Consider the following 19,013-nt stretch of genomic DNA (forward strand, 5'->3'; position numbering starts at 1 on the left):
GCGGCCGCACCCCCTTTCGCCGCGGCGATTTCGCCCTAGGCTGCGCGCCGAGCCCCACAGGAGACCCGCCATGCTGCCGTCCCAGCGCGCCCTGTTCGACATCCCGCGCGACGTTGCCTACCTCAACGCGGCCGCCTGGTCTCCGCTGCCGCTCGCGGTGCAGGAAGCCGGGCGGCTCGGCGTCGCGCGCAAGGGACGGCCCTGGGAGATCGACCCCGCGCTGCCGGCTCGCGTCATCGAACGCAGCCGCGCTGCCGCCGCCGCGCTGATCGGCGCCGCGGCCGAGGATGTCGCGGTGATCCCTTCCGTCTCCTACGGCGTCGCCGTGGCGGGGAAGATCTTCGCCCCGCCCGCGGGCAGTCGCGTCCTGGTCTTCGAGGACGACCATTCCTCCCCGGTGCTCGAATGGATGCAGCGCGCCCCGTCGCAGGGCTTCACGGTGGACACGGTGAGGCGCCCGGCCGACGGCGACTGGACCGCGGCGGTCGAGGAGGCGGTCGCGCGCCCCGGCGCGCCGGTCTCGATCGCCTCCGTCTCCAACCTGCACTGGTCGGATGGCGCGGTGCTCGACATGGACCGCATCGCGGCGGCACTGAGGGCGAAGGGCGCGGCGCTGCTGATCGATGCGACGCATGGCGCGGGGATGATGGATCTCGACGTGGCGCGCATCGATCCCGACTTCCTGATCTTCCCGACCTACAAATGGGTGCTCGGCCCCTATGGCCGCGCCTTCATCTACATCGCGAAGCGCCACCAGGATGGCGTGCCGCTGGAACAGACCGGCTTCGGGCGGCGCGGCGTGCAGAACGATCGCGTGCCGTATCTCGCCGATCTCTCCTACGCGCCGACCGCGCGTCGCTTCGACATGGGCGAGCGCGACCATTTCGTCGGTCTTGAGATGGCCGCGGCGGGCATGGAACTGATGGCGTCCTGGGGCCATGCCGCGATCGCCGAACGCTGCGCCATGCTGACCGCGCGGCTCGAGGATGGGCTCGCCGCCGCCGGCGCGATCCTGCCGCGACGGGACCTGCGGGCGCCGCATGTCCTCTGCGTTGCCTTCCCCGGCGGCATGCCGGCCGGCCTGATCGAACGCCTCGCCGCACGTGGCGCCTATGCCGCGCCGCGCCTCGGGCGGCTGCGGATCAGCCCGCATGTCTACAATGACGAGGAGGATGTGGACCGCTTCGTCGCGGCGTTCCGCGCGGAACTGCGGCAGGCGGCCTGAGAGGGGCGCTGCCCCTCTCGGACTCTCCCCGCCAAAGGCCAAAGGGCCTTCGGAAACCGTGACTCGAGTCACCGCGGGTCCAGGGGACCGCAGTCCCCTGGCGGGGGAGTTCGAGGGGGCGGCGCCCCCTCGGGATCACCGCCCGAAGGTCAGCGACTTCGTCGGCACCAGCACGTTGCCGTTGGCCTTGTCCACCACGCGCAGCCGCCCCTGCAGGAAGGCGTTCATCGTCGCCTCCTGCAGGTCTCCGTCGGAGGCGGTCTTGCTGCGCACGCCGATCTCGATCCCGATCGCGTTGTTGAAGAGATCCATCCGGGACGCCGGCGAGCCCCATTCCGCGTTCATCTCGTGGGTGGTCAGCACCAGCAGCGCATCCTCGTAGCCGAGGTCGCGGCCGAGCATGGCGGAGAGGTAGCAGTGCCGCAGCGCATCCGCCGGCCCCGCGTTGCGGGATGCGCTGGCGGTCTCCTCGGCCTCCTCCTCGTCCATCTCGGCGGTGAAGGCGTAGGAGACGTTGCGCGACCAGCGCAGCGCCTCCTTCCTTGCCGCCAGCAGCTTCGGCAGCGAGGTGGCGTTCAGCACGATGGCGCCGGCCTCGTGGGCATTGGTGCCGGCGTGGCGCAGCAGGCCGTTCGCGGCCTCGATCAGATCATCCATGAAGGACATGTCGTAGCTCTCCCGATGCGTCGTCCCGCCCGGGGAAGACGACACTGCGCGGCCAAGGCGGCCGATCGGTGACTAGGGCAGGCTCGGAGCCTCTGCCACGAAGACCTTCACGGCTGCGTGTCGAGCTGCGACCTGCGTCACATCCGCCTCGCGGAAAAGGAAAGGGCCCCGCGCGATGCGCGGAGCCCCCGTTTTCGTCCGGTCCTTGAAGGATCAGACCGAGTAGTACATCTCGAACTCGACCGGATGCGGGGTGTGCTCGAACTTGTACACCTCGGTCCACTTCAGCTCGATGTAGGATTCGATCTGGTCCTTCGAGAAGACGTCGCCGGCGAGCAGGAACTCGTGGTCGGCGGCGAGGGACTGCAGCGCCTCGCGCAGCGAGCCGCACACCGTCGGGATGCCCTTCAGCTCCTCCGGCGGCAGGTCGTAGAGGTCCTTGTCCATGGCGTCGCCCGGATGGATCTTGTTCTTGATGCCATCGAGGCCGGCCATGAGCATGGCGGCGAAGGCCAGGTACGGGTTCGCGCCCGGATCCGGGAAGCGCACCTCGACGCGCTTCGCCTTCGGGGACGTCGCGTAGGGGATGCGGCAGGAGGCGGAGCGGTTGCGCGCCGAGTAGGCGAGCAGCACCGGAGCCTCGAAGCCCGGGATCAGCCGCTTGTAGGAATTGGTCAGCGGGTTGGTGAAGGCGTTCAGCGCCTTGGCGTGCTTGATGATGCCGCCGATGTAGTAGAGCGCCGTCTCGGACAGGTCGGCGTAGCCGTTGCCGGCGAACACCGGCTTGCCGGCCTTCCAGATCGACTGGTGCACGTGCATGCCCGAGCCGTTGTCGCCATAGACCGGCTTCGGCATGAAGGTCGCCGTCTTGCCGTAGCTGTGGGCGACATTGTGCACGCAGTACTTGTAGATCTGCATGAAGTCGGCCTGCTGCACCAGCGGGCCGAACTTGGTGCCGAGCTCGTGCTGCGACTGCGCCACCTCATGGTGGTGCTTCTCGATCGGCAGGCCCATCTCGCCCATGGTCGAGAGCATCTCGGCGCGGAGATCCTGCTCGCTGTCCACCGGCGGGACGGGGAAGTAGCCGCCCTTCACCACGGGGCGGTGGCCCATGTTGCCTTCCGGATAGTCCTTCAGGCTGGCCTTCGGGCCCTCGATGCTGTCGAGCTCGAAGATGCCGTAGGTGCCGCCGGTGCCGAACTTCACGCTGTCGAACACGAAGAACTCGGCCTCGGGGCCGAAGTAGGCGGTGTCACCGATGCCGGTGGACTTCAGGTATTCCTCGGCCTTCTTCGCCGTGCCGCGGGGGTCGCGGTTGTAGCGCTGGCCGGTGGACGGCTCGTAGATGTCGCAGAACAGGATCATCTGCGGCTTGGCCGAGAAGGGATCCATCACCGCCGTCGTCGCGTCCGGCATCAGGATCATGTCGGACTCGTTGATCGCCTTCCAGCCGGCGATGGACGAGCCGTCGAACATGATGCCTTCCTCGAAGATCTCGGGCTCGATCGTCGAGACGTGCTGGGCGGTGTGCTGCCACTTGCCGCGCGGGTCCGTGAAGCGGAAGTCCACGTACTCGACGCTGTGCTCCTTGATCATCTCCATCACCTTGGAGACGGCGGAGCCACCTCCGGCGGCGGCGGCGGGCTTCTTGGCCATGATGTGCGGTCCTGTTCCCTGACTGCGAATTCCCCGAAACCTCGATCTCGCGCCGCGGCTTCGGTGCCCCGCGGCGCGACCCGGCACCGGGGGGCGGCCCTGGTCGGGCCAACCCCCGGCTGTTCCGGCCCGGCGGGCGCCGAGGGCGCCCCTGCCGGACCCCGTCCGCCCTTCCGCCGATGAGAAGGGCGGGCGGAAAACCCCCCGCCTAGACGGCGTCCTCGCCGCGTTCGCCGGTGCGGATGCGGATCACCTCGCCGATGTCGGAGACGAAGATCTTGCCATCGCCGATGCGCCCGGTGCGCGCGGCGGCCTGGATGGCCTCCACGGCGCGGTCGAGCATGTCATCGCTGCAGACGACCTCGATCTTCACCTTCGGCAGGAAATCCACGACGTATTCGGCGCCGCGATAGAGTTCCGTATGCCCCTTCTGGCGGCCGAATCCCTTCGCCTCGATCACGGTCAGACCCTGCAGCCCGATCTCGTGCAGCGCGTCCTTCACCTCGTCGAGCTTGAACGGCTTGATGATGGCCTCGATCTTCTTCATCGGCTCCTGTCCAGCGGCCCTCGCGCCTCGCGGCGCTGCGGCCTTCCCCCCGGTTTCCTTGCCCGGTCCGTTGTTGCCCGTGTTCGGCGCGCGCGGAAAGAGGTCGCCCCACGCTGCGCGGGTATTGCACGCAGCATGCCGGGGCAGCAATCACGGGAGGGACGGGAAAATCCGAATGACAGACAGGTGGTTGGCGAAAATTTAAGCAAAATGCCCAGGAAATATGCCTGCAAATTAAGCGATCATGACAGCAAACGGGTTGCCGGTCCTTCCAACCGGCCTCATAACCCGCTCCCGCGATATCGGTCAGCGATGCCAGGCCGAACCACTCCAGCAGGACAACGGGCCACGGCCGATGCAGCCGCAGAACGCTCTCCTCTCCGCCACCGGCACCACGATCTTCACCGTCATGTCGGCGCTGGCCAACCAGCACCAGGCGATCAATCTCGGCCAGGGCTTCCCGGACTATGACGGGCCGGAGGACGTGGTCCGCGCCGCCGCGGAGGCGCTGCTCGACGGCCGCAACCAATATCCGCCCATGACCGGCGTGCCCGAGCTGCGCAGCGCCGTCGCCGCGCACAACAAGCGCTTCTACGGGCTCGATGTCGATGCGAATGCCGAGGTGGTCGTCACCTCCGGCGCCACCGAGGCGATCACCGCCTGCCTCATGGCCGTGCTCAACCCCGGCGATGAATGCGTGCTGATCGAGCCGCTGTACGACACCTACCTGCCGGTGGTGAAGCTGCTCGGCGCCGTGCCGAAGCTGGTGCGCCTCTCCCCGCCGAACTGGGAGCTGCCGCGCGCCGAGCTCGCCGCCGCCTTCGGGCCGAAGACCAAGGCGATCCTGTTCAACACGCCGATGAACCCGACCGGCAAGGTGTTCACCGCGGCCGAGCTCGCCTTCATCGCCGACCTGGTCGCCCGCCACGACTGCTACGCGATCTGCGACGAGGTCTATGAGCACCTGACCTTCGACGGCTGGAAGCACATCCCGCTGATGACGCTGCCAGGGATGCGCGAGCGCTGCATGCGCATCGGCAGCGCCGGCAAGACGTTTTCGCTCACCGGCTGGAAGGTCGGCTACATCACCTGCGACAAGGCCCTCGCGCCGAACATCGCCAAGGCGCACCAGAACCTGACCTTCACCACGCCGCCCAACCTGCAGCGCGCGGTCGCGGTGGGGCTGGCGAAGGACGATGCCTATTTCGCCGGGTTGTCGTCCCACCTGCAGCAGAAGCGCGACCGGCTCGCCTCCGGCCTCGCGCGCCTGGGCTTCGGCGTGCTGCAGACGCAGGGTACCTACTTCATCACCACCGACGTCCGGCCGCTGGGCTGGAACGGGGACGACGTCTCCTTCTGCCGCACCCTGACCGAGGAGGCGAAGGTCACCGCCATTCCCGTGACCGCCTTCTACGCCAGCGAGGGAGCGCCCAACCACTATGCGCGCTTCGCCTTCTGCAAGGGCGACGCGCTGCTGGACGAGGCGCTCGCCCGGATGGAGGCCTGGCTGGTGTCGCGCGGCACGGCGCCGCGCGCCGCGGCCGGCTGAGCCGCGGCGCCGCTCGGCGCTGGCGCGCGCCTGGAGCGGCTGCCGTGCGCCTCGGCTCACGGCAACCACTCCAACCTCCTGTTTCCGCGGGCATCGTCACCCGATCGGGTGATTCCGGCCGATCGGGGTCTGCTCTCATACCAACGGCCGCTATTCGCGACCGCTGGCATCGGCCGCTTCGTGCCCCCGGGCGCCGGGCGCAAGCCTCCGGTCTGCCTGGCGTCGCCGGAGCGCCGGCGGGCCGGATTCCGGATCCCCGGTCACCTCGCAAGGCAAGGTGACCGGGTGCCCGTCGCGGCTTCGGCACGAGTCAAGAACTCGTGCCGCTCGTATCATGCGGCCGGGGCCGGTTGCCGGGACGGGGCCGCTGCAACCCTGGGTCATGCGCTGGGGGGCCGTCGCGCCGCGACCCCGGATGGTTGACCATCGGCTGTGCTGCCGCGGCGGTAGCGGCGGCCGCCGGGGTACCCGCAGAAGCTGATCGCCCCACCGCGCAGCGCGATCGCCGGGCGGCCGAATCGTGATGACGCTCCTGTGTCCTTCGCGCCGTGAAAGCGGCGGAAATTCGTTAATTTTGCGTTAATCCAATACTTGTGGGGGTGGTGGCGGAATGCCCGCAATCCGTGGTGGGTGATGCCATAGGGATCATTTTTGAGATTTTTTAACTGATTGCAAACGGGAGAACTGCTGTGATTAGCTACGCCCGGTGATTGCATCGGGGGTAGGCATCATGTCGGATACGGGAACCTTCGACCGGCGGAGTATCGAGGCGATCTACCGCCGGGGCGGGACGCCGGAGGGGGGACTCGCGATCGCGCTCGGCGTGATCGCCATCCTCATCGGCCTCAGCGCCATCGGGGCCGGGGCCTGGCTCGCCTACGGCAACGTGGTCTGGCTGTTCGCGCTGCCGGGTGGCCTGCCGGCAGCCGAGGCGCAGACCATCAGCGTCTACCTCGTCGCCTGCGGCGCCCTGACGACTCTCCTGGGCGCCCTCAGCATCTACAAGTCGCAGGACATGTGAGGAGCGCGCCGGTCGCTTGGGGGAGCGGCCGGACGCGACATGTGAGCCCTGCGGCTTGACGAAGGGCCGGGCGCGACGGCGCCCGGCCCTTGACGTTCGCACGGCCGGCCGGGCGACCGCCCGCGAAGCCGGGACTCCGATGCCAAGCCGGCCGAAAGCCTGGCCGGTATCAGATGGACCCTCCGGCGTCGGTCTTCGCCTGCGCCACCAGCCAGGCGCGGAAGGCCGCCATGGCTTCGGTCTCCGTGCGCGACCGCAATCGCGTCAGCCAATATGCGCCGAGCGTCACCTCCTCGGCGAAGGGCCGCACCAGCCGGCCTTCGCGCAGGTCTCGCCCGAACATCCGTGCCGGCAGCAGCGCGACCCCGGCCCCCTGTGCCGCGGCCTCGGCCATGGTCAGCGAGGAATCGAAGACGAAGCCGCGGATGTTCGGCGCCGGCAGGCCGGCGGCGGCGAACCAGCGTTCCCATTCGTCGGTGCGGTAGGACCGCAGCAGTGTCTCCCCCATCAGGTCCGAGGGCTGCCGCAGCCGGTGTGCAAGATGGGCTGCACAGAGCGGCGACAGCGGGGCGGCGAAGAGCCGCGTCGCCTCGGTGCCGTGCCAGGCGCCGTCGCCGAAGCGGATGGCGCCGTCCAGCCCTTCGCCGGCCAGGTCCACGCGGTTGTTGTTGGTCATCAGCCGCAGGTCCACGAAGGGATGCGCGGCACGGAATTCCGGCAGCCGCGGCAGCAGCCAGCCGGTGACGAAGGTGCCGACGGCGCCGAGCGTCAGCACCTCCTGCAGTCTGCCGCCGCGGAAGCGATCCAGCGTGCCGGCGATGCGCCGGAAGGCATCGGTCAGCACGGGAAGGAGCGCCTCCCCTTCCTCGGTGAGCGCCAGCCCGCGCGGGAGCCGCCGGAACAGCGTGACTCCCAAGATTTCCTCAAGGCCCTTCACCTGCTGGCTGACCGCGGCCTGGGTCACGCGCAGCTCCAGCCCGGCGCGCGTCAGGCTCAGATGCCTTGCCGCGGCTTCGAAAGCGCGCAGGGCATTGAGGGGAAGGTGCGGCAGCGTCATTTGGAACCGATCAGTTCTTCTTGGGATTCTTGCAAGGATTAGTCGTTTGTCGCCGCTGCCACGGGCGGGCCAGTGTCGCGCCGCCAACAGCCAGAAGGGAGACACGGCATGATCGGCAGGCGGGCATGGATCGGCGGCACGGCGGCGATGGCATTCGGCGGCAGCACCCTGGCGCGCGCCCGGGCGGAGGGCGGCTTCGCCGATCTGCCGCGCATCTTCGCGCGGATCGAGTCATCCGTCGGCGGCCGGCTCGGCATCGCCGTGCTGGACACCGCCGACGGGCGCCATGCCGGCCGGCGCGAGGCGGAACGCTTCCCCATGGCCAGCACCTTCAAGGTCCTTGCCGCCGGCGCCATCCTGGCCCGCGTCGATGCCGGCCAGGACAGCCTCGCGCGGCGCATCCAGGTCACCAGGGCCGACCTTGTCGAGTGGTCACCGGTCACGGAGCGCCGCCTGGGCGGCGCGGGCATGACGCTCGCCGAGCTGTGTGAGGCGGCCATGACCACCAGCGACAACGCGGCGGCGAACCTGCTGCTGCGCGTTCTCGGCGGACCCGGCGGGCTGACGGCCTATCTCCGCGGCCTCGGCGACGAGGTGACCGGGCTCGACCGCATCGAGCCTGCGCTGAACGACGTGCCGCCGGACGATCCAAGGGACACCACCACGCCGGCCGCGATGCTCGCCACGCTGCGGCGCCTGACATTGGGCGACGCCCTCTCCCCGGCTTCCCGCCAGCAACTGGTGGCGTGGCTGCGTGCCAACCGGACCGGCGGTTCGCGGCTGCGTGCCCGGCTGCCGGCGGGCTGGCAGGCGGGCGATCGCACCGGCACCGCGCCGCGCGGCACGAGCAACGTCGTCGGTCTGCTCTGGCCGCCGGTCGGCGCGGCGCCGCTGGTGGTGACGGCCTACCTCACCGGCAGCCCGGCGCCCGCCGCCGCGCGCGACATGGCCCTCGCCGAGGTCGGCGCGGCCATCGTCGCGGCGAGGTAGCGGCGGTTCGGGATTGCCGCCGCGGGCGGCGCTGGCCAGGGCGCGGCCGGCACCGCCGTTCTCGGCGGCCTCGGATCATCGGAAGCCGGTCGTTGTCGCCGGCCGGCCGGCACCCCCTACCTGGCGTCGTCGCGCAGATAGGGCTCCACCGTCCCGGTCAGCTTCAGCGTCAGCGGCCGCCCGCGGCGATCCACGGCCTTGCCCATGCTGACCCGCACCCAGCCTTCGGAGACGCAGTACTCCTCCACATTCGTCTTCTCCTGCCCGCGGAAGCGAATGCCGACGCCGCGCTGCAGCAGCTCCTCGTTGAAATAGGGGCTGGACGGGTCGGTGGAGAGACGGTCGGGAAGGGTCTCGGTCATGGTCCTGTGTCTCAAGCGCGGATCGGTCGGCGTGCCGGCCCTGTTGTCGTCCGGGGCGCCCCGCCTGGGGCAGATCGCGATCGGGTGGAAGCACCTGATCGGGTGAGGATGCTCGCGAAGACGAATGGCCGCAGCGGTTGCCGCAAGCCGGGGCGAGAGCGAACCGCTCTAGGCCAGGCAGGCCCGAATGCCAATGGGCTTCGGCACGCAGCCTTCCGCCCGCCGGTTTCCGGGCCGGGCGAGTGAACCCTGCCGTTGGATCCGGCCGGCGCGAAACGGGGTCTGCGACGCCCCGGGCATCATGCCGTCGCTGTCGCCTCCTCCCGTGCCATCAGCGCGAGCCCCTCGGCGACCGATACGAACTCGCCCCCCGCGACGACGCGCCGCAGCCCGAAGCGGTCCTCGAACAGCCGGCGCACCGCGGGCACCAGGGAGGTGCCGCCGGTGAGGAAGACGCGGTCCACCGCGCCCGGCTCCATGCCGGCATCCTCGAGCGCGGCATCCACCGCCGTGCCGATCCGGGCAAGTTCCGGCGCGATCCAGCCCTCGAATTCCCTCCGCCCGATCTCCGCCGACACGGCGAACCCCCCATGGCGGAACTCCAGCCTCGCGCGTTCCGCCCGCGACAGCGCCGCCTTCACGCCGGAGACGGCGCGGTAGAGCGCGTAGCCGGCTTCCTCCTCGACCAGGCGGATCAACTGGTGCAGCTTCTCCGGGTGCTCGGCGGTGCGCGCCACCTCGGCGATGTCGCGCAGGGTCCGCGGCGCCCGCATCATCGAAAGCTGGTTCCAGCGCGCGAAGCTGGTGAACCAGGCCGGCGGCACCGGCAGCATCTCCCCGCCCATCACGCTGTAGCCGGTTCCCTTGCCGAGCAGCGGCGAGACCACGTGGTCGATGATCCGGTAGTCGAAGGCATCGCCGGCGATGCCGACGCCCCCATGGCCGAGCGCCGCCACCCGCCGCGGCGGTCCTGGTTCGAAGCGCAGGACCGAGAAGTCGCTGGTGCCGCCGCCGAAATCCGCCACCAGCACGGTCGCCGCGCGGTCGAGGTCCTGCGCGAAGCGATGCCCCGCGGCCGCGGGCTCGAGCCCGACCTCCACATTGGGGAAGCCGGCCGCGGCGAAGGCGGCGCGCAGCCGGCGTTCGCCCAGCCCGTCATCCTGCCGCTCGCCGACGAAGCGAACGGGCCTGCCGACGGTGATCCGCGCACCGGCGAGCTCCGCCCGGAAGGGGGCCAGAAGCTCGTTCAGGAACAGGCCGACCAGCGCCTCGAGCGTCCAGCTCCGGCCGAGGATGCGCGTCTCGATGAAGCTGTTCTGCGCCAGGTAGCTCTTCATGGACATGATCAGTCGGCTCTCGAAGGGCTCCTCGAGATAGGCGTCGATTGCCGCCGGCCCCGCGGCGTGCCGCGCCCGCCCGCGATCGCCGGTCCAGAAGCACAGGACGGAACGGAAGACCTCGCCCGTCGCGTGGCTCAGCGTCTGCGCGCGCCCGTCGGCGTGCACCATCGCGACCACGCTGTTCGTCGTACCGAAATCGATGCCGATGGCGGGGGGCATGGGGAGGGTCCGCGGAAGGGGGCGCGCCTTGAAGCTGGTTCGGGACGTCCTGGCAAGCCGGCTCGCCCGGCCGCCCGATGCGCGCGGACGGGAGGGCCTCCGCCTCTCCGGTCCTTCCGGCGGAAGGGCCGAAAGGCCTCCCGGAACCATGGCCCCGGGGCGAGGACGGGATCAGGCGTCGCCTCTGTGGCCGGCAAGCGGCCGGTGCCGGACGTGGAAAAGCGCCGCACGACGCTTTTCCAAACAGATACGCAGCTCCGATATCCGCCTTGCGCCAGTGCCGGACACCCGGATGGCTCGGCGGGCCTCCGGAGCGCGATTGTGGACCTCTGGCCGCCGGTGAAGCGAGAAGCGCAACGCGGAGAGCAAGGAAGTTCGGTGCGGCGGCTCCCGGACGCCGAGAGGAGCCCCGAAGGCGTCCTCGGCCGCCTCTTCAGGCGCTACGCCAAGTCTCCGGCTTCTGAGGAAGCCGTGCTCCGGCTCGCCCCATGGTCCAGACGGCACTTACGCGAGGCAAGCAGCCTCGGGTGCCGCGCAGCGTCGCTTCGTCGTACCGAACACGCACCCAGCCTTCCCGCGCATCGGCGCGAGCCTGGATTGACAGCCGGACGCGCCTTGCGGCGCGCTGCTGACTAGCCGCGTGCTGGCGGGACCGGAGCCGGAGCCGGCGGGGCTGCCTGGACCGGCGGCGGCGGGGGGGGCTGCTGCTGGGCGCACGCCGCGACGAGTGCCGCGGGAACCACCACGGCGATCATGGCCGACTTGCGGAATCGCCTGAGGCTAGCCACCAGCTTGGAACCGACAAGCATCTGATTCTCCATAGTTGGATGGCCCGTGGACAGAACGGGATTGAAGAGCAATTCTTGGCAAGGAGTCAAACTACCAGTTGCGTGAATCCGAAAAGGTCGAGGAGTGGCACCTGTGCGCGCGCCGCGGGACAAGGTCGATCCTGATCGCGAAGGGCAGCCGACCTCCCCCGCGGTTTCCCGGCGCACCGCCATCGGGGGCAGCGCGGTCGTTCTTGCCGCAGCGTGTGCGCTCGCTGCGTGCGGTACGGTTCCGGGGCCCGAAGCCGCTTCCGGCCTGGCGTCGCATGGCGACCCCGGGCTCGGCGACCTGAGCGACGGTGCGCCCGATCTGGTCGTCGCCGGTGAACGGCTGAATGCAAGGTTGCTGCGGCGCTTCTACGCCCGTCGTGGCTTCCGGCCCGTATGGGCGACCCGGCAGGCACAGGCGAACTCATTGGTGAACGCGGTGCTGCGCGCCGGCGATCACGGGCTGGACCCCGAGCTGTTTCACGCCAGCCTGCTGCGGCGAAGGGGGACGTTTCCACCGCGTCGCCGCGAGTTCCTGCTGTCGGACGCCTTCCTGTCGTATGCCGAGGCGCTGGCCTTCGGCGCCGTGCCGGTTGAGCGGCGACGAGACGGCGAAACCCTGACGCCCGAGCCGACCGATGTGGCCGCTGCGCTCGATGAAGCGATCGACAGCCCCGATCCGGCAGCAGTGATCGAGGCGCTGGCGCCGACGACGCCGAGCTACCGGGCGCTGCGCCAGGCCTTGCAGCGGTACCGCTCGGGCGCCGCGGCCGGCGGCGATGCCGCGGCGAACCGCTTGCGCGCGACCGAGGTGAGCCTTGAGCGCCAACGCTGGCTGCCGCGGTCGCTGCCGGCGGACCGCGTATGGGTCAACGTTGCCGACCAGCGGCTGGTGCTCTATCGCGCCGATCGGCCGGTCTTCTCGACGCGCGTCGTCGTTGGCGATGATGCCGAGCGCAATCAGAGCCCCGAGTTCCGCGCCATGATCGAGGCCAGTTTCTTCAACCCGCCGTGGGTCATCCCGAGGGACATCGTCGCCGCGGAGATCCTGCCAAGGATCAGTCGCGACCCGAACTACCTGGCGCGCAACAACATGGTCCTGCGGGCCAATGGCGAGGTGGAGCAGCGGCCGGGACCGGAGGCGGGGCTCGGCGTGATCATGTTCGACATGCCGAACCGGTTCGACGTCTATCTGCACGACACCCCGGACAAGCATGTCTTCAGCCGCGACAACCGCCGCATCAGCCATGGATGCATCCGAGTGGAGAAGCCGCGCGAACTTGCCGCCCTGCTGATGCGGCAACCGATCGACACGATCAATCAGGGGATCGCGACGGGCACCACCACCCGAAACAAGCTGCCGACGCCAGTGCCGGTGTTCGTGATCTACCAGACCGCGTTCGTGGAGACCGATGGAACGCTGCAATCCCGTCCGGACTTCTACAACCGCGACGCCGACATCTGGCAGAAGCTGCGGAGGCGCTCTCAGGGGCAAACTGCGACGGCGTAGGCGGGTCCTCCGCCCGACATCGCGCCCGACATCGCTCCGGGCCTGTCCGGCGGCCCCTTGGGGGTGATGGGCCCAACCGCAAGGACACCGGTCGCTCAGCGCGGCCCGCCATCGTCACCGGATGCGGGCTCCGCCGCCGACCGGGAACGTCGGTCTGCCTTCGGCCAGGATCGGACCCACGACCGCAGAGGGCCAATGGCCGCCCTGGGGCGGCGGCAGCGGCAACGCATTCAGTTCTCGCCTTGGCAGCGCCGGGAAGACCCCGATGTCTCGCCACGCCCCCCGGCCGGCGCGGTCCCGCCGTGATCCGTGCCGGATGCCTGTTTCCAAGGGCCTTTCGGCCTGTGGCGGCCTGGGCCGGGGGCAGGGCCCCTCCGGCTTCAACCCGGCCCGACCCCGTGCTGCCGGCAGCAGGCGAGCACCGCCGCCCCCAGCCGTCCGGCCGCCTGCTTCAGCGCGCCGGCCTCATGTCCCGAATACCCGATGACGAATCCGTCCGGCCCCTCGGGTGCCAACCGCGTCTCCGACAGCAGCCATCCTTCGACCTGCGCTTCCGCCTGGATCCGCCGCGCCGATCCCGGCGGCAGGCCCTCCGGCAGGGTGACGAGCAGGTGCAGCCCGTGATCCGGCACGGCAATCCGCAGCCGTCCGCCCGAAGCCTGGTCGAGCGCCCCGGCCACCAGGTCCCGCGCTGCGCGGTAGCGGCTGCGCATGCGGCGCAGATGCGCGGCGAAGTCGCCGCATGCCATCACGTCTGCCAGCGCGCCGCCCATCAGCCCGGAGGGAAACCGGTCCGACACCGCCCGCGCCGCCACCACGCGCGCCATCAGTGCCGCCGGCACCACCACGAAGCCGATACGCAGCCCGGGAAACAGCGTCTTGGAGAAGGTGCCGAGATAGATCACCCGCCCTTCGCCATCGATCCCGGCCAATGCCGTCAGCGGCGCCCCGGCGAAGCGGAACTCGCTGTCGTAGTCGTCCTCCATCACCCAGGCGCCGGCCTCCCGCGCCCAGTCGAGCAGGGCGAGCCGTCGCGCCATGCTCATCGTCACCCCGGTCGGGAACTGGTGGGACGGCGTGACATACGCGATGCGCGCTTCCGGGGCCCGTGCTCGCCCCGCCGCGACGTCGATGCCCGCCGCATCCACCGGCACCGGCACCAGCCGCGCGCCGAGCGCTTCCAGCGTGCGCCGCGCGGCGGGATAGCCCGGATCCTCCATCCACACGGCGTCGCCAGGCCGCAGCAGCACTTCGGCGCAGAGCCGCAACCCCTGCTGCGTGCCGCTGGTGACGAGGATCCGGCTCGGGTCGCAGGCGAGCCCGCGGTTCGCGGCGAGGTGCTCGGCGATCGCCCGCCGCAGCGCCTCGTTTCCCCGCGGGTCGCCATAGCCGAGATCGGCCGGGTCGGCGCGCACCACCCGGTCCCGCAGCGCGCGGCCGAAGCGCCGCAGCAGGATCGGGTCCGCCGTGGTGCAGCCCACCGCGAAGGGGCCGCGCCCCGAGGTCGGCACCGGCGCCGGCACCGGATCGGGCGCGGCGGGCCCGCGCGGCACCTGCGCCGCGACATAGGTGCCGTCGCCGACCCGCGCCTCGGCCAGGCCGTCGCTCAACAGCAGCTCATAGGCGACGACCACGGCGTTGCGCCGCACGCCGAGCTGCGCCGCCAGCGCGCGGCTTGACGGCAGGCGCAGCCCTGCCGCCAGCCGTCCGTCCAGGATCGCCGCGCGCAGCCCGGCATGGACGCGGCTCGACTGGCTGCCGCCGCCGCCCTCGATCCGCAGCGGCAGGTCCAGCGCGGCGGCGTGGGTTTCGCGATTGGTCGGCATCGGATGGTCCGGATTGGCCCTCGTGCCGACCAATTTGCGCGTGCGAGAACGCCCGCGTCAATCGAGGGCCTGCCAATGTCCGTCACCACCGAAGCCCCAGCCTACCCAGTGGACAAGGTCAACCGGGTCAAGCGCCGCCACGACCGCGGCCACTACGACCACGAGACCGTGCACCGCATCCTCGATTCCGCGGCGCTGTGCCACGTCTCCTACGTCATCGACGGCCAGCCCTACTGCACGCCGACCCTGTTCTGGCGGGAGGAGACACGGCTCTACTGGCACGGCAGCAGCGCCAGCCGGATGCTGCGCAACCTCTCCGACGGCGAGCCCGCCTGCCTGACGGTGACGCATCTCGACAGCCTCGTGATGGCGCGCTGCGGCTTCAACCACTCGGCCGACTACCGCTCCGCCATGTGCTTCGGCCGGGCGCGGCTGGTCACCGAGCCGGAGGAGAAGCTGCGCGCCCTGACCATGATGGTCGACCGCTTCTTCCCGGGCCGCACCGCGGGGCTGCGCGAAAGCTCGAAGCAGGAGGTCAAGGCGACCGCCGTGGTGTGGATGGAGATCGAGCGCGCCTCGGCCAAGATCCGCGCCAAGGGGCTCGCCGATGATGAGGAGGACTACGCCCTGCCGATCTACGCCGAACGCGTGCCGCTGCGCACCTTCCTGGGCGAGCCGGAACCGTGCGAGCGGCTGCTGCCGGGGGTGGAACGCGGTGCGGACCTCAAAGCGTACCAGGCGGGACGGTTGCTGGAGGAGGCGCTGCTCGAAGCCTACGCGGCAGCCTATGCCTGACGACGCGACCGGGAGGGCGCCGCCCTCCCGGACCCACCCGCCAAACGCCGAAAGGCCTTTGGGAACCGTCACCGGCGATGGTGGGGGCGTCGCGAGGATGCGTGGGGCGGTGCCGTCCGGGCCGAAAGCCTTCAGGGCGCATCGCAGGATGCCGGCGGGGCGGCTTGCTGCGCGGTTCAGTGCCCGTTAAGGCCGACCCATGCGCTGCCGGATCGTGGTTGCTTCCGTTCTTCTGCTCCTGTCGGGACAGGACACGGCGGCACGGGAGCAGTTCCGGCATTTCGGCGAGATCCACGTGCGCGCGGCACGGCTCGCGACGCTGGCGCCGCTCTGCGGGCTGCGCGATGCCGGCTGGGCCGATCGGCTCCAGCGCGGCGTCTCCGCGACTCGGCATGACGTGCTGCCGGAAGGGCAGCGCGAAGGGCTCGTCTCCGCTGCCTTCGCCATGACCCTCGGCACCCGCCTGTTCGAAACCTACGGCATGGCCATCTGCCGAGAGGCGGAGGACACCATGCGCTGGCGCGACGCCGATGACCTCGCACGGATGGAGGCCGGCGACGAACCACGCCTGCCGGCCTTGCCGGACGCGGTGGAGGCCCTGGGCTGGCAGGCCTTCGTCGCCACCATCGCCCTGCGCTGCGACGACCGCGATCGCCGCTGGGCCAGCGCCGCCTTTGCCGGGCTGCAGCGCGCCATCGCGATGGAACCGGGCCTCGGCGACGATCAGGCCGCGAGGCGCGGCATGGCCAGGCACCTGGTGATGACCGCGCGCGGCATGGCCAATCACGTCCATGCGACGCCCGGGCTGCGCCCTTGCCGCGCCCTCTGGCACAGCGGCGCCCGTGCGGCCCTCGCCGCGTCCGACGAGGCGGCTTCCGATTGGCGTCGCCTCTGCACTGGCCGCGGGCCTCACGCATCCTGCCGGGCGGGTGAAGATCGGTCTTGAGCGGTCTTCCGGCGCCGCGGCTCGCGACCGTCGGCGCAGCCGCCCGGGGTCGCGGGCCGCTTCGCCCGGCCAGCCGTGGCCGCCCGGTCGTGATCGGCTCCCGGGGCCACCCCAGCCCCGCGGTCCGGCGCGCCGCGGGCGGCGCAGCCTTCGCTGCCGCTCCGCCGTGCCGCGGTCAGGCGGCGCGCGGGGCTCTCACCCCGCCGCCTTGGCCTCCCGCCGCCGCCGGGTCAGCACGAACTCGGTGTAGCCGTTCGGCTGCTTCGCGCCTTCGAACACCAGGTCGCAGGCCGCCTTGAAGGCCGGCCCGTCGAAGCCCGGCGCCATCGGGACATAGGCCGGGTCGCCGGCATTCTGCCGGTCCACCACCGCGGCCATGCGCTTCATCGTCTCCATCACCTGCTCCGAGGTCACCACCTCGTGGCGCAGCCAGTTGGCGATGTGCTGGCTGCTGATGCGCAGCGTCGCGCGATCCTCCATCAGCCCGACATCGTTGATGTCCGGCACCTTGGAGCAGCCCACGCCCTGGTCCACCCAGCGCACCACGTAGCCCAGGATGCCCTGCGCGTTGTTGTCGAGCTCCGCCTGCACATCGGCCGGCGACCAGTTGGTGTCGCGCGCGAGCGGCACGGTCAGGATGTCATCCAGCTTCGCGCGGCGGCCGCCCTTCGCCAGCTCCTCCTGCCGCGCCGCGACATCGACCTCGTGGTAGTGCAGCGCGTGCAGCGTCGCCGCGGTCGGCGAGGGCACCCAGGCGGTGTTCGCCCCCGCCTTCGGATGGCCGATCTTCTGTTCCAGCATCGCCGCCATCATGTCGGGCATCGCCCACATGCCCTTGCCGATCTGCGCGCGCCCGCGCAGCCCGCAGATGAGGCCGACATCCACGTTCCAGTCCTCATAGGCGGAGATCCACGCCGCCTTGCGCATGTCGTTCTTGCGCACGACCGCGCCCGCTTCCATCGAGGTGTGGATCTCGTCGCCCGTGCGGTCGAGGAAGCCGGTGTTGATGAACACCACCCGGTCCTTCGCCGCGGCGATGCAGGCCTTGAGGTTGACGGTGGTGCGCCGCTCCTCGTCCATGATGCCCATCTTGAGCGTCGCGCGCTTGAGGCCGAGCGCATCCTCCACGCGGGCGAACAACGCGTCCGCCCAGGCCACTTCCTCCGGCCCGTGCATCTTCGGCTTGACGATGTAGACCGACCCGGCGCGCGAGTTCATCCGCTTGCCGCGGATGTCGTGCAGCGCGATCGCGACCGTGCACATGGCGTCGAGGATGGTTTCCGGGACCTCCTCGCCGTCCAGCGTGACGGCATCGGTCATCATGTGGTGGCCGACATTGCGCACCAGCATCACCGACCGGCCATGCAGCGTCATCGCCCCGCCGGAAGGCTTCTGGAAGATCCGGTCGGCGTTCAGCCGCCGCACCATCGTCTTCCCGTCCTTCTCGAACTCGGCCGCCAGGTCGCCCTTCATCAGGCCGAGCCAGTTGCGATAGACCCCGACCTTGTCCTCGGCGTCCACCGCGGCGACGGAATCCTCGCAGTCCTGGATGGTGGTCAGCGCCGCTTCCATCACCACGTCGCAGATTCCCGCCGCGTCCGTCCTGCCGATCGGATGCGCGCGGTCGAACTTCACCTCGATGTGCAGCCCGTTGCTGACGAAGAGCACCGCGGTCGGCGCGTGCGCCTCGCCCAGGAAGCCGACGCACTGCCCGGGCCGCGCCAGCCCGACCTTGCCGCCATCCTTCAGCGTCACTTCCAGCGCGCCCGCCTCGAGCCGGTAGGCGGTCGCATCGGCATGGCTGCCGGTGGCGAGCGGTACCGCGCGGTCGAGCACCGCGCGCGCCTTCGCGATCACCTTCGCCCCGCGCGCCGGGTCGTAGCCCTTCGCGCGCGGCCCCTCCTGCGGGATGGCGTCGGTGCCGTAGAGCGCGTCATACAGCGACCCCCAGCGCGCATTCGCCGCATTCAGCGCGTAGCGCGCGTTGGAAACCGGCACCACGAGCTGCGGCCCGGCCAGCGAGGCGATCTCCGCATCCACGTCCGTCGTGCCGACCTTCACTTCCGCCGGCTCGGGCAGGAGGTAGCCGATTTCCTTGAGGAACGCCGTGTAGGCCGCGAGGTCCACCGGCTTGGCCGGATGCGCGCGATGCCACGCGTCGATCTTCGCCTGCAGGTCGTCGCGCTTCCTCAGCAGGGCGGCATTGGCCGGCGCCATCTCGCGCAGGATCCGCTCCATCGCCTCCCAGAAGCGCGCGGGCTCGACGCCGGTGCCGGGCAGGGCCTCGGACTCCATGAACGCCTTGAGCACCGGGGCGACGACGAGACCCTTCGTTGCGGCCATGACAAGCTCTCCTGAACCCGCAGCAAATCTCAACGATTGCCGATTTCCGGGGCGCTTCCTAGGCGCAAAGCCGCCCCGGGGCAAACGGGGGTTGCCCCCCGCCGCCCCCGGCGCGAGGCTGCCGGTTCTCTGTCACCGGTAAGGAC

General features: G+C 70.5%; 15 protein-coding genes. 7 read left to right on the forward strand and 8 right to left on the reverse strand.

Annotation, left to right across the window (positions count from 1 at the left end; all coding sequences use genetic code 11):
• The first annotated feature begins 70 nt into the window (after positions 1-70).
• Positions 71-1,225: an aminotransferase class V-fold PLP-dependent enzyme gene (locus tag GXW74_RS18635; protein ID WP_211848049.1), complete on the forward strand. Its 1,155-nt coding sequence runs from the start codon at positions 71-73 to the stop codon at positions 1,223-1,225.
• 135 nt (positions 1,226-1,360) lie between these two features.
• Here GXW74_RS18635 and GXW74_RS18640 read toward each other — a convergent pair whose 3' ends face one another.
• The 3 genes from GXW74_RS18640 to GXW74_RS18650 form a co-directional block, all read right to left on the reverse strand.
• Positions 1,361-1,891: a DUF6973 domain-containing protein gene (locus tag GXW74_RS18640; protein ID WP_211848050.1), complete on the reverse strand. Its 531-nt coding sequence runs from the start codon at positions 1,889-1,891 to the stop codon at positions 1,361-1,363.
• Between the two features lie 213 nt (positions 1,892-2,104).
• Positions 2,105-3,547, reverse strand: coding sequence for a type I glutamate--ammonia ligase (gene glnA / locus GXW74_RS18645; protein ID WP_211848051.1), 1,443 nt, complete (start codon positions 3,545-3,547; stop codon positions 2,105-2,107).
• Positions 3,548-3,755: 208 nt separating this feature from the next.
• Positions 3,756-4,094: a P-II family nitrogen regulator gene (locus tag GXW74_RS18650; RefSeq protein ID WP_211848052.1), complete on the reverse strand. Its 339-nt coding sequence runs from the start codon at positions 4,092-4,094 to the stop codon at positions 3,756-3,758.
• A 355-nt stretch (positions 4,095-4,449) separates the two neighbouring features.
• Between GXW74_RS18650 and GXW74_RS18655 the strand changes: the two genes are divergently transcribed.
• Positions 4,450-5,643: an aminotransferase gene (locus GXW74_RS18655; protein ID WP_211848053.1), complete on the forward strand. Its 1,194-nt coding sequence runs from the start codon at positions 4,450-4,452 to the stop codon at positions 5,641-5,643.
• 730 nt (positions 5,644-6,373) lie between these two features.
• Entirely contained in the window at positions 6,374-6,664 is a 291-nt protein-coding gene (locus GXW74_RS18660; protein ID WP_211848054.1) for a hypothetical protein, read from the forward strand.
• Between the two features lie 169 nt (positions 6,665-6,833).
• Here GXW74_RS18660 and GXW74_RS18665 read toward each other — a convergent pair whose 3' ends face one another.
• A complete protein-coding gene (locus tag GXW74_RS18665; RefSeq protein WP_211848055.1) occupies positions 6,834-7,721 on the reverse strand; it encodes a LysR family transcriptional regulator in 888 nt (295 codons plus the stop codon).
• Between the two features lie 108 nt (positions 7,722-7,829).
• Between GXW74_RS18665 and bla the strand changes: the two genes are divergently transcribed.
• A complete protein-coding gene (gene bla / locus GXW74_RS18670; RefSeq protein WP_211848056.1) occupies positions 7,830-8,711 on the forward strand; it encodes a class A beta-lactamase in 882 nt (293 codons plus the stop codon).
• A 116-nt stretch (positions 8,712-8,827) separates the two neighbouring features.
• Here the strand turns inward: bla and GXW74_RS18675 are convergent, their stop codons facing one another.
• A complete protein-coding gene (locus GXW74_RS18675; RefSeq protein WP_211848057.1) occupies positions 8,828-9,073 on the reverse strand; it encodes a DUF3297 family protein in 246 nt (81 codons plus the stop codon).
• 299 nt (positions 9,074-9,372) lie between these two features.
• A complete protein-coding gene (locus tag GXW74_RS18680) occupies positions 9,373-10,632 on the reverse strand; it encodes an Hsp70 family protein (protein ID WP_211848058.1) in 1,260 nt (419 codons plus the stop codon).
• A 921-nt stretch (positions 10,633-11,553) separates the two neighbouring features.
• Between GXW74_RS18680 and GXW74_RS18685 the strand changes: the two genes are divergently transcribed.
• Entirely contained in the window at positions 11,554-12,957 is a 1,404-nt protein-coding gene (locus GXW74_RS18685) for a L,D-transpeptidase scaffold domain-containing protein (RefSeq protein WP_211848059.1), read from the forward strand.
• Positions 12,958-13,337: 380 nt separating this feature from the next.
• Here GXW74_RS18685 and pdxR read toward each other — a convergent pair whose 3' ends face one another.
• On the reverse strand, positions 13,338-14,783 hold the full coding sequence (gene pdxR, locus GXW74_RS18690) for a MocR-like pyridoxine biosynthesis transcription factor PdxR (RefSeq protein WP_211848060.1): 1,446 nt from the start codon (positions 14,781-14,783) through the stop codon (positions 13,338-13,340).
• Positions 14,784-14,858: 75 nt separating this feature from the next.
• Here pdxR and GXW74_RS18695 point away from each other — a divergent pair, with 75 nt between their 5' ends.
• Together GXW74_RS18695 and GXW74_RS18700 are read left to right on the forward strand one after the other, a co-directional pair.
• On the forward strand, positions 14,859-15,578 hold the full coding sequence (locus tag GXW74_RS18695; protein WP_211848061.1) for a pyridoxamine 5'-phosphate oxidase family protein: 720 nt from the start codon (positions 14,859-14,861) through the stop codon (positions 15,576-15,578).
• A 214-nt stretch (positions 15,579-15,792) separates the two neighbouring features.
• Complete coding sequence (locus GXW74_RS18700; RefSeq protein ID WP_211848062.1) at positions 15,793-16,524, forward strand: hypothetical protein; 732 nt, start codon at positions 15,793-15,795, stop codon at positions 16,522-16,524.
• A 195-nt stretch (positions 16,525-16,719) separates the two neighbouring features.
• On the opposite strand, the gene GXW74_RS18705 is transcribed toward GXW74_RS18700, so the two are convergent.
• The gene (locus tag GXW74_RS18705; protein WP_211848063.1) at positions 16,720-18,867 is read right to left on the reverse strand and encodes a malate synthase G; all 2,148 of its coding nucleotides are present in this window, start codon (positions 18,865-18,867) and stop codon (positions 16,720-16,722) included.
• Between the last annotated feature and the right edge of the window lie 146 nt (positions 18,868-19,013).

The organism is Neoroseomonas eburnea (assembly GCF_018129005.1).
In the GTDB taxonomy this organism is placed as follows: domain Bacteria; phylum Pseudomonadota; class Alphaproteobacteria; order Acetobacterales; family Acetobacteraceae; genus Neoroseomonas; species Neoroseomonas eburnea.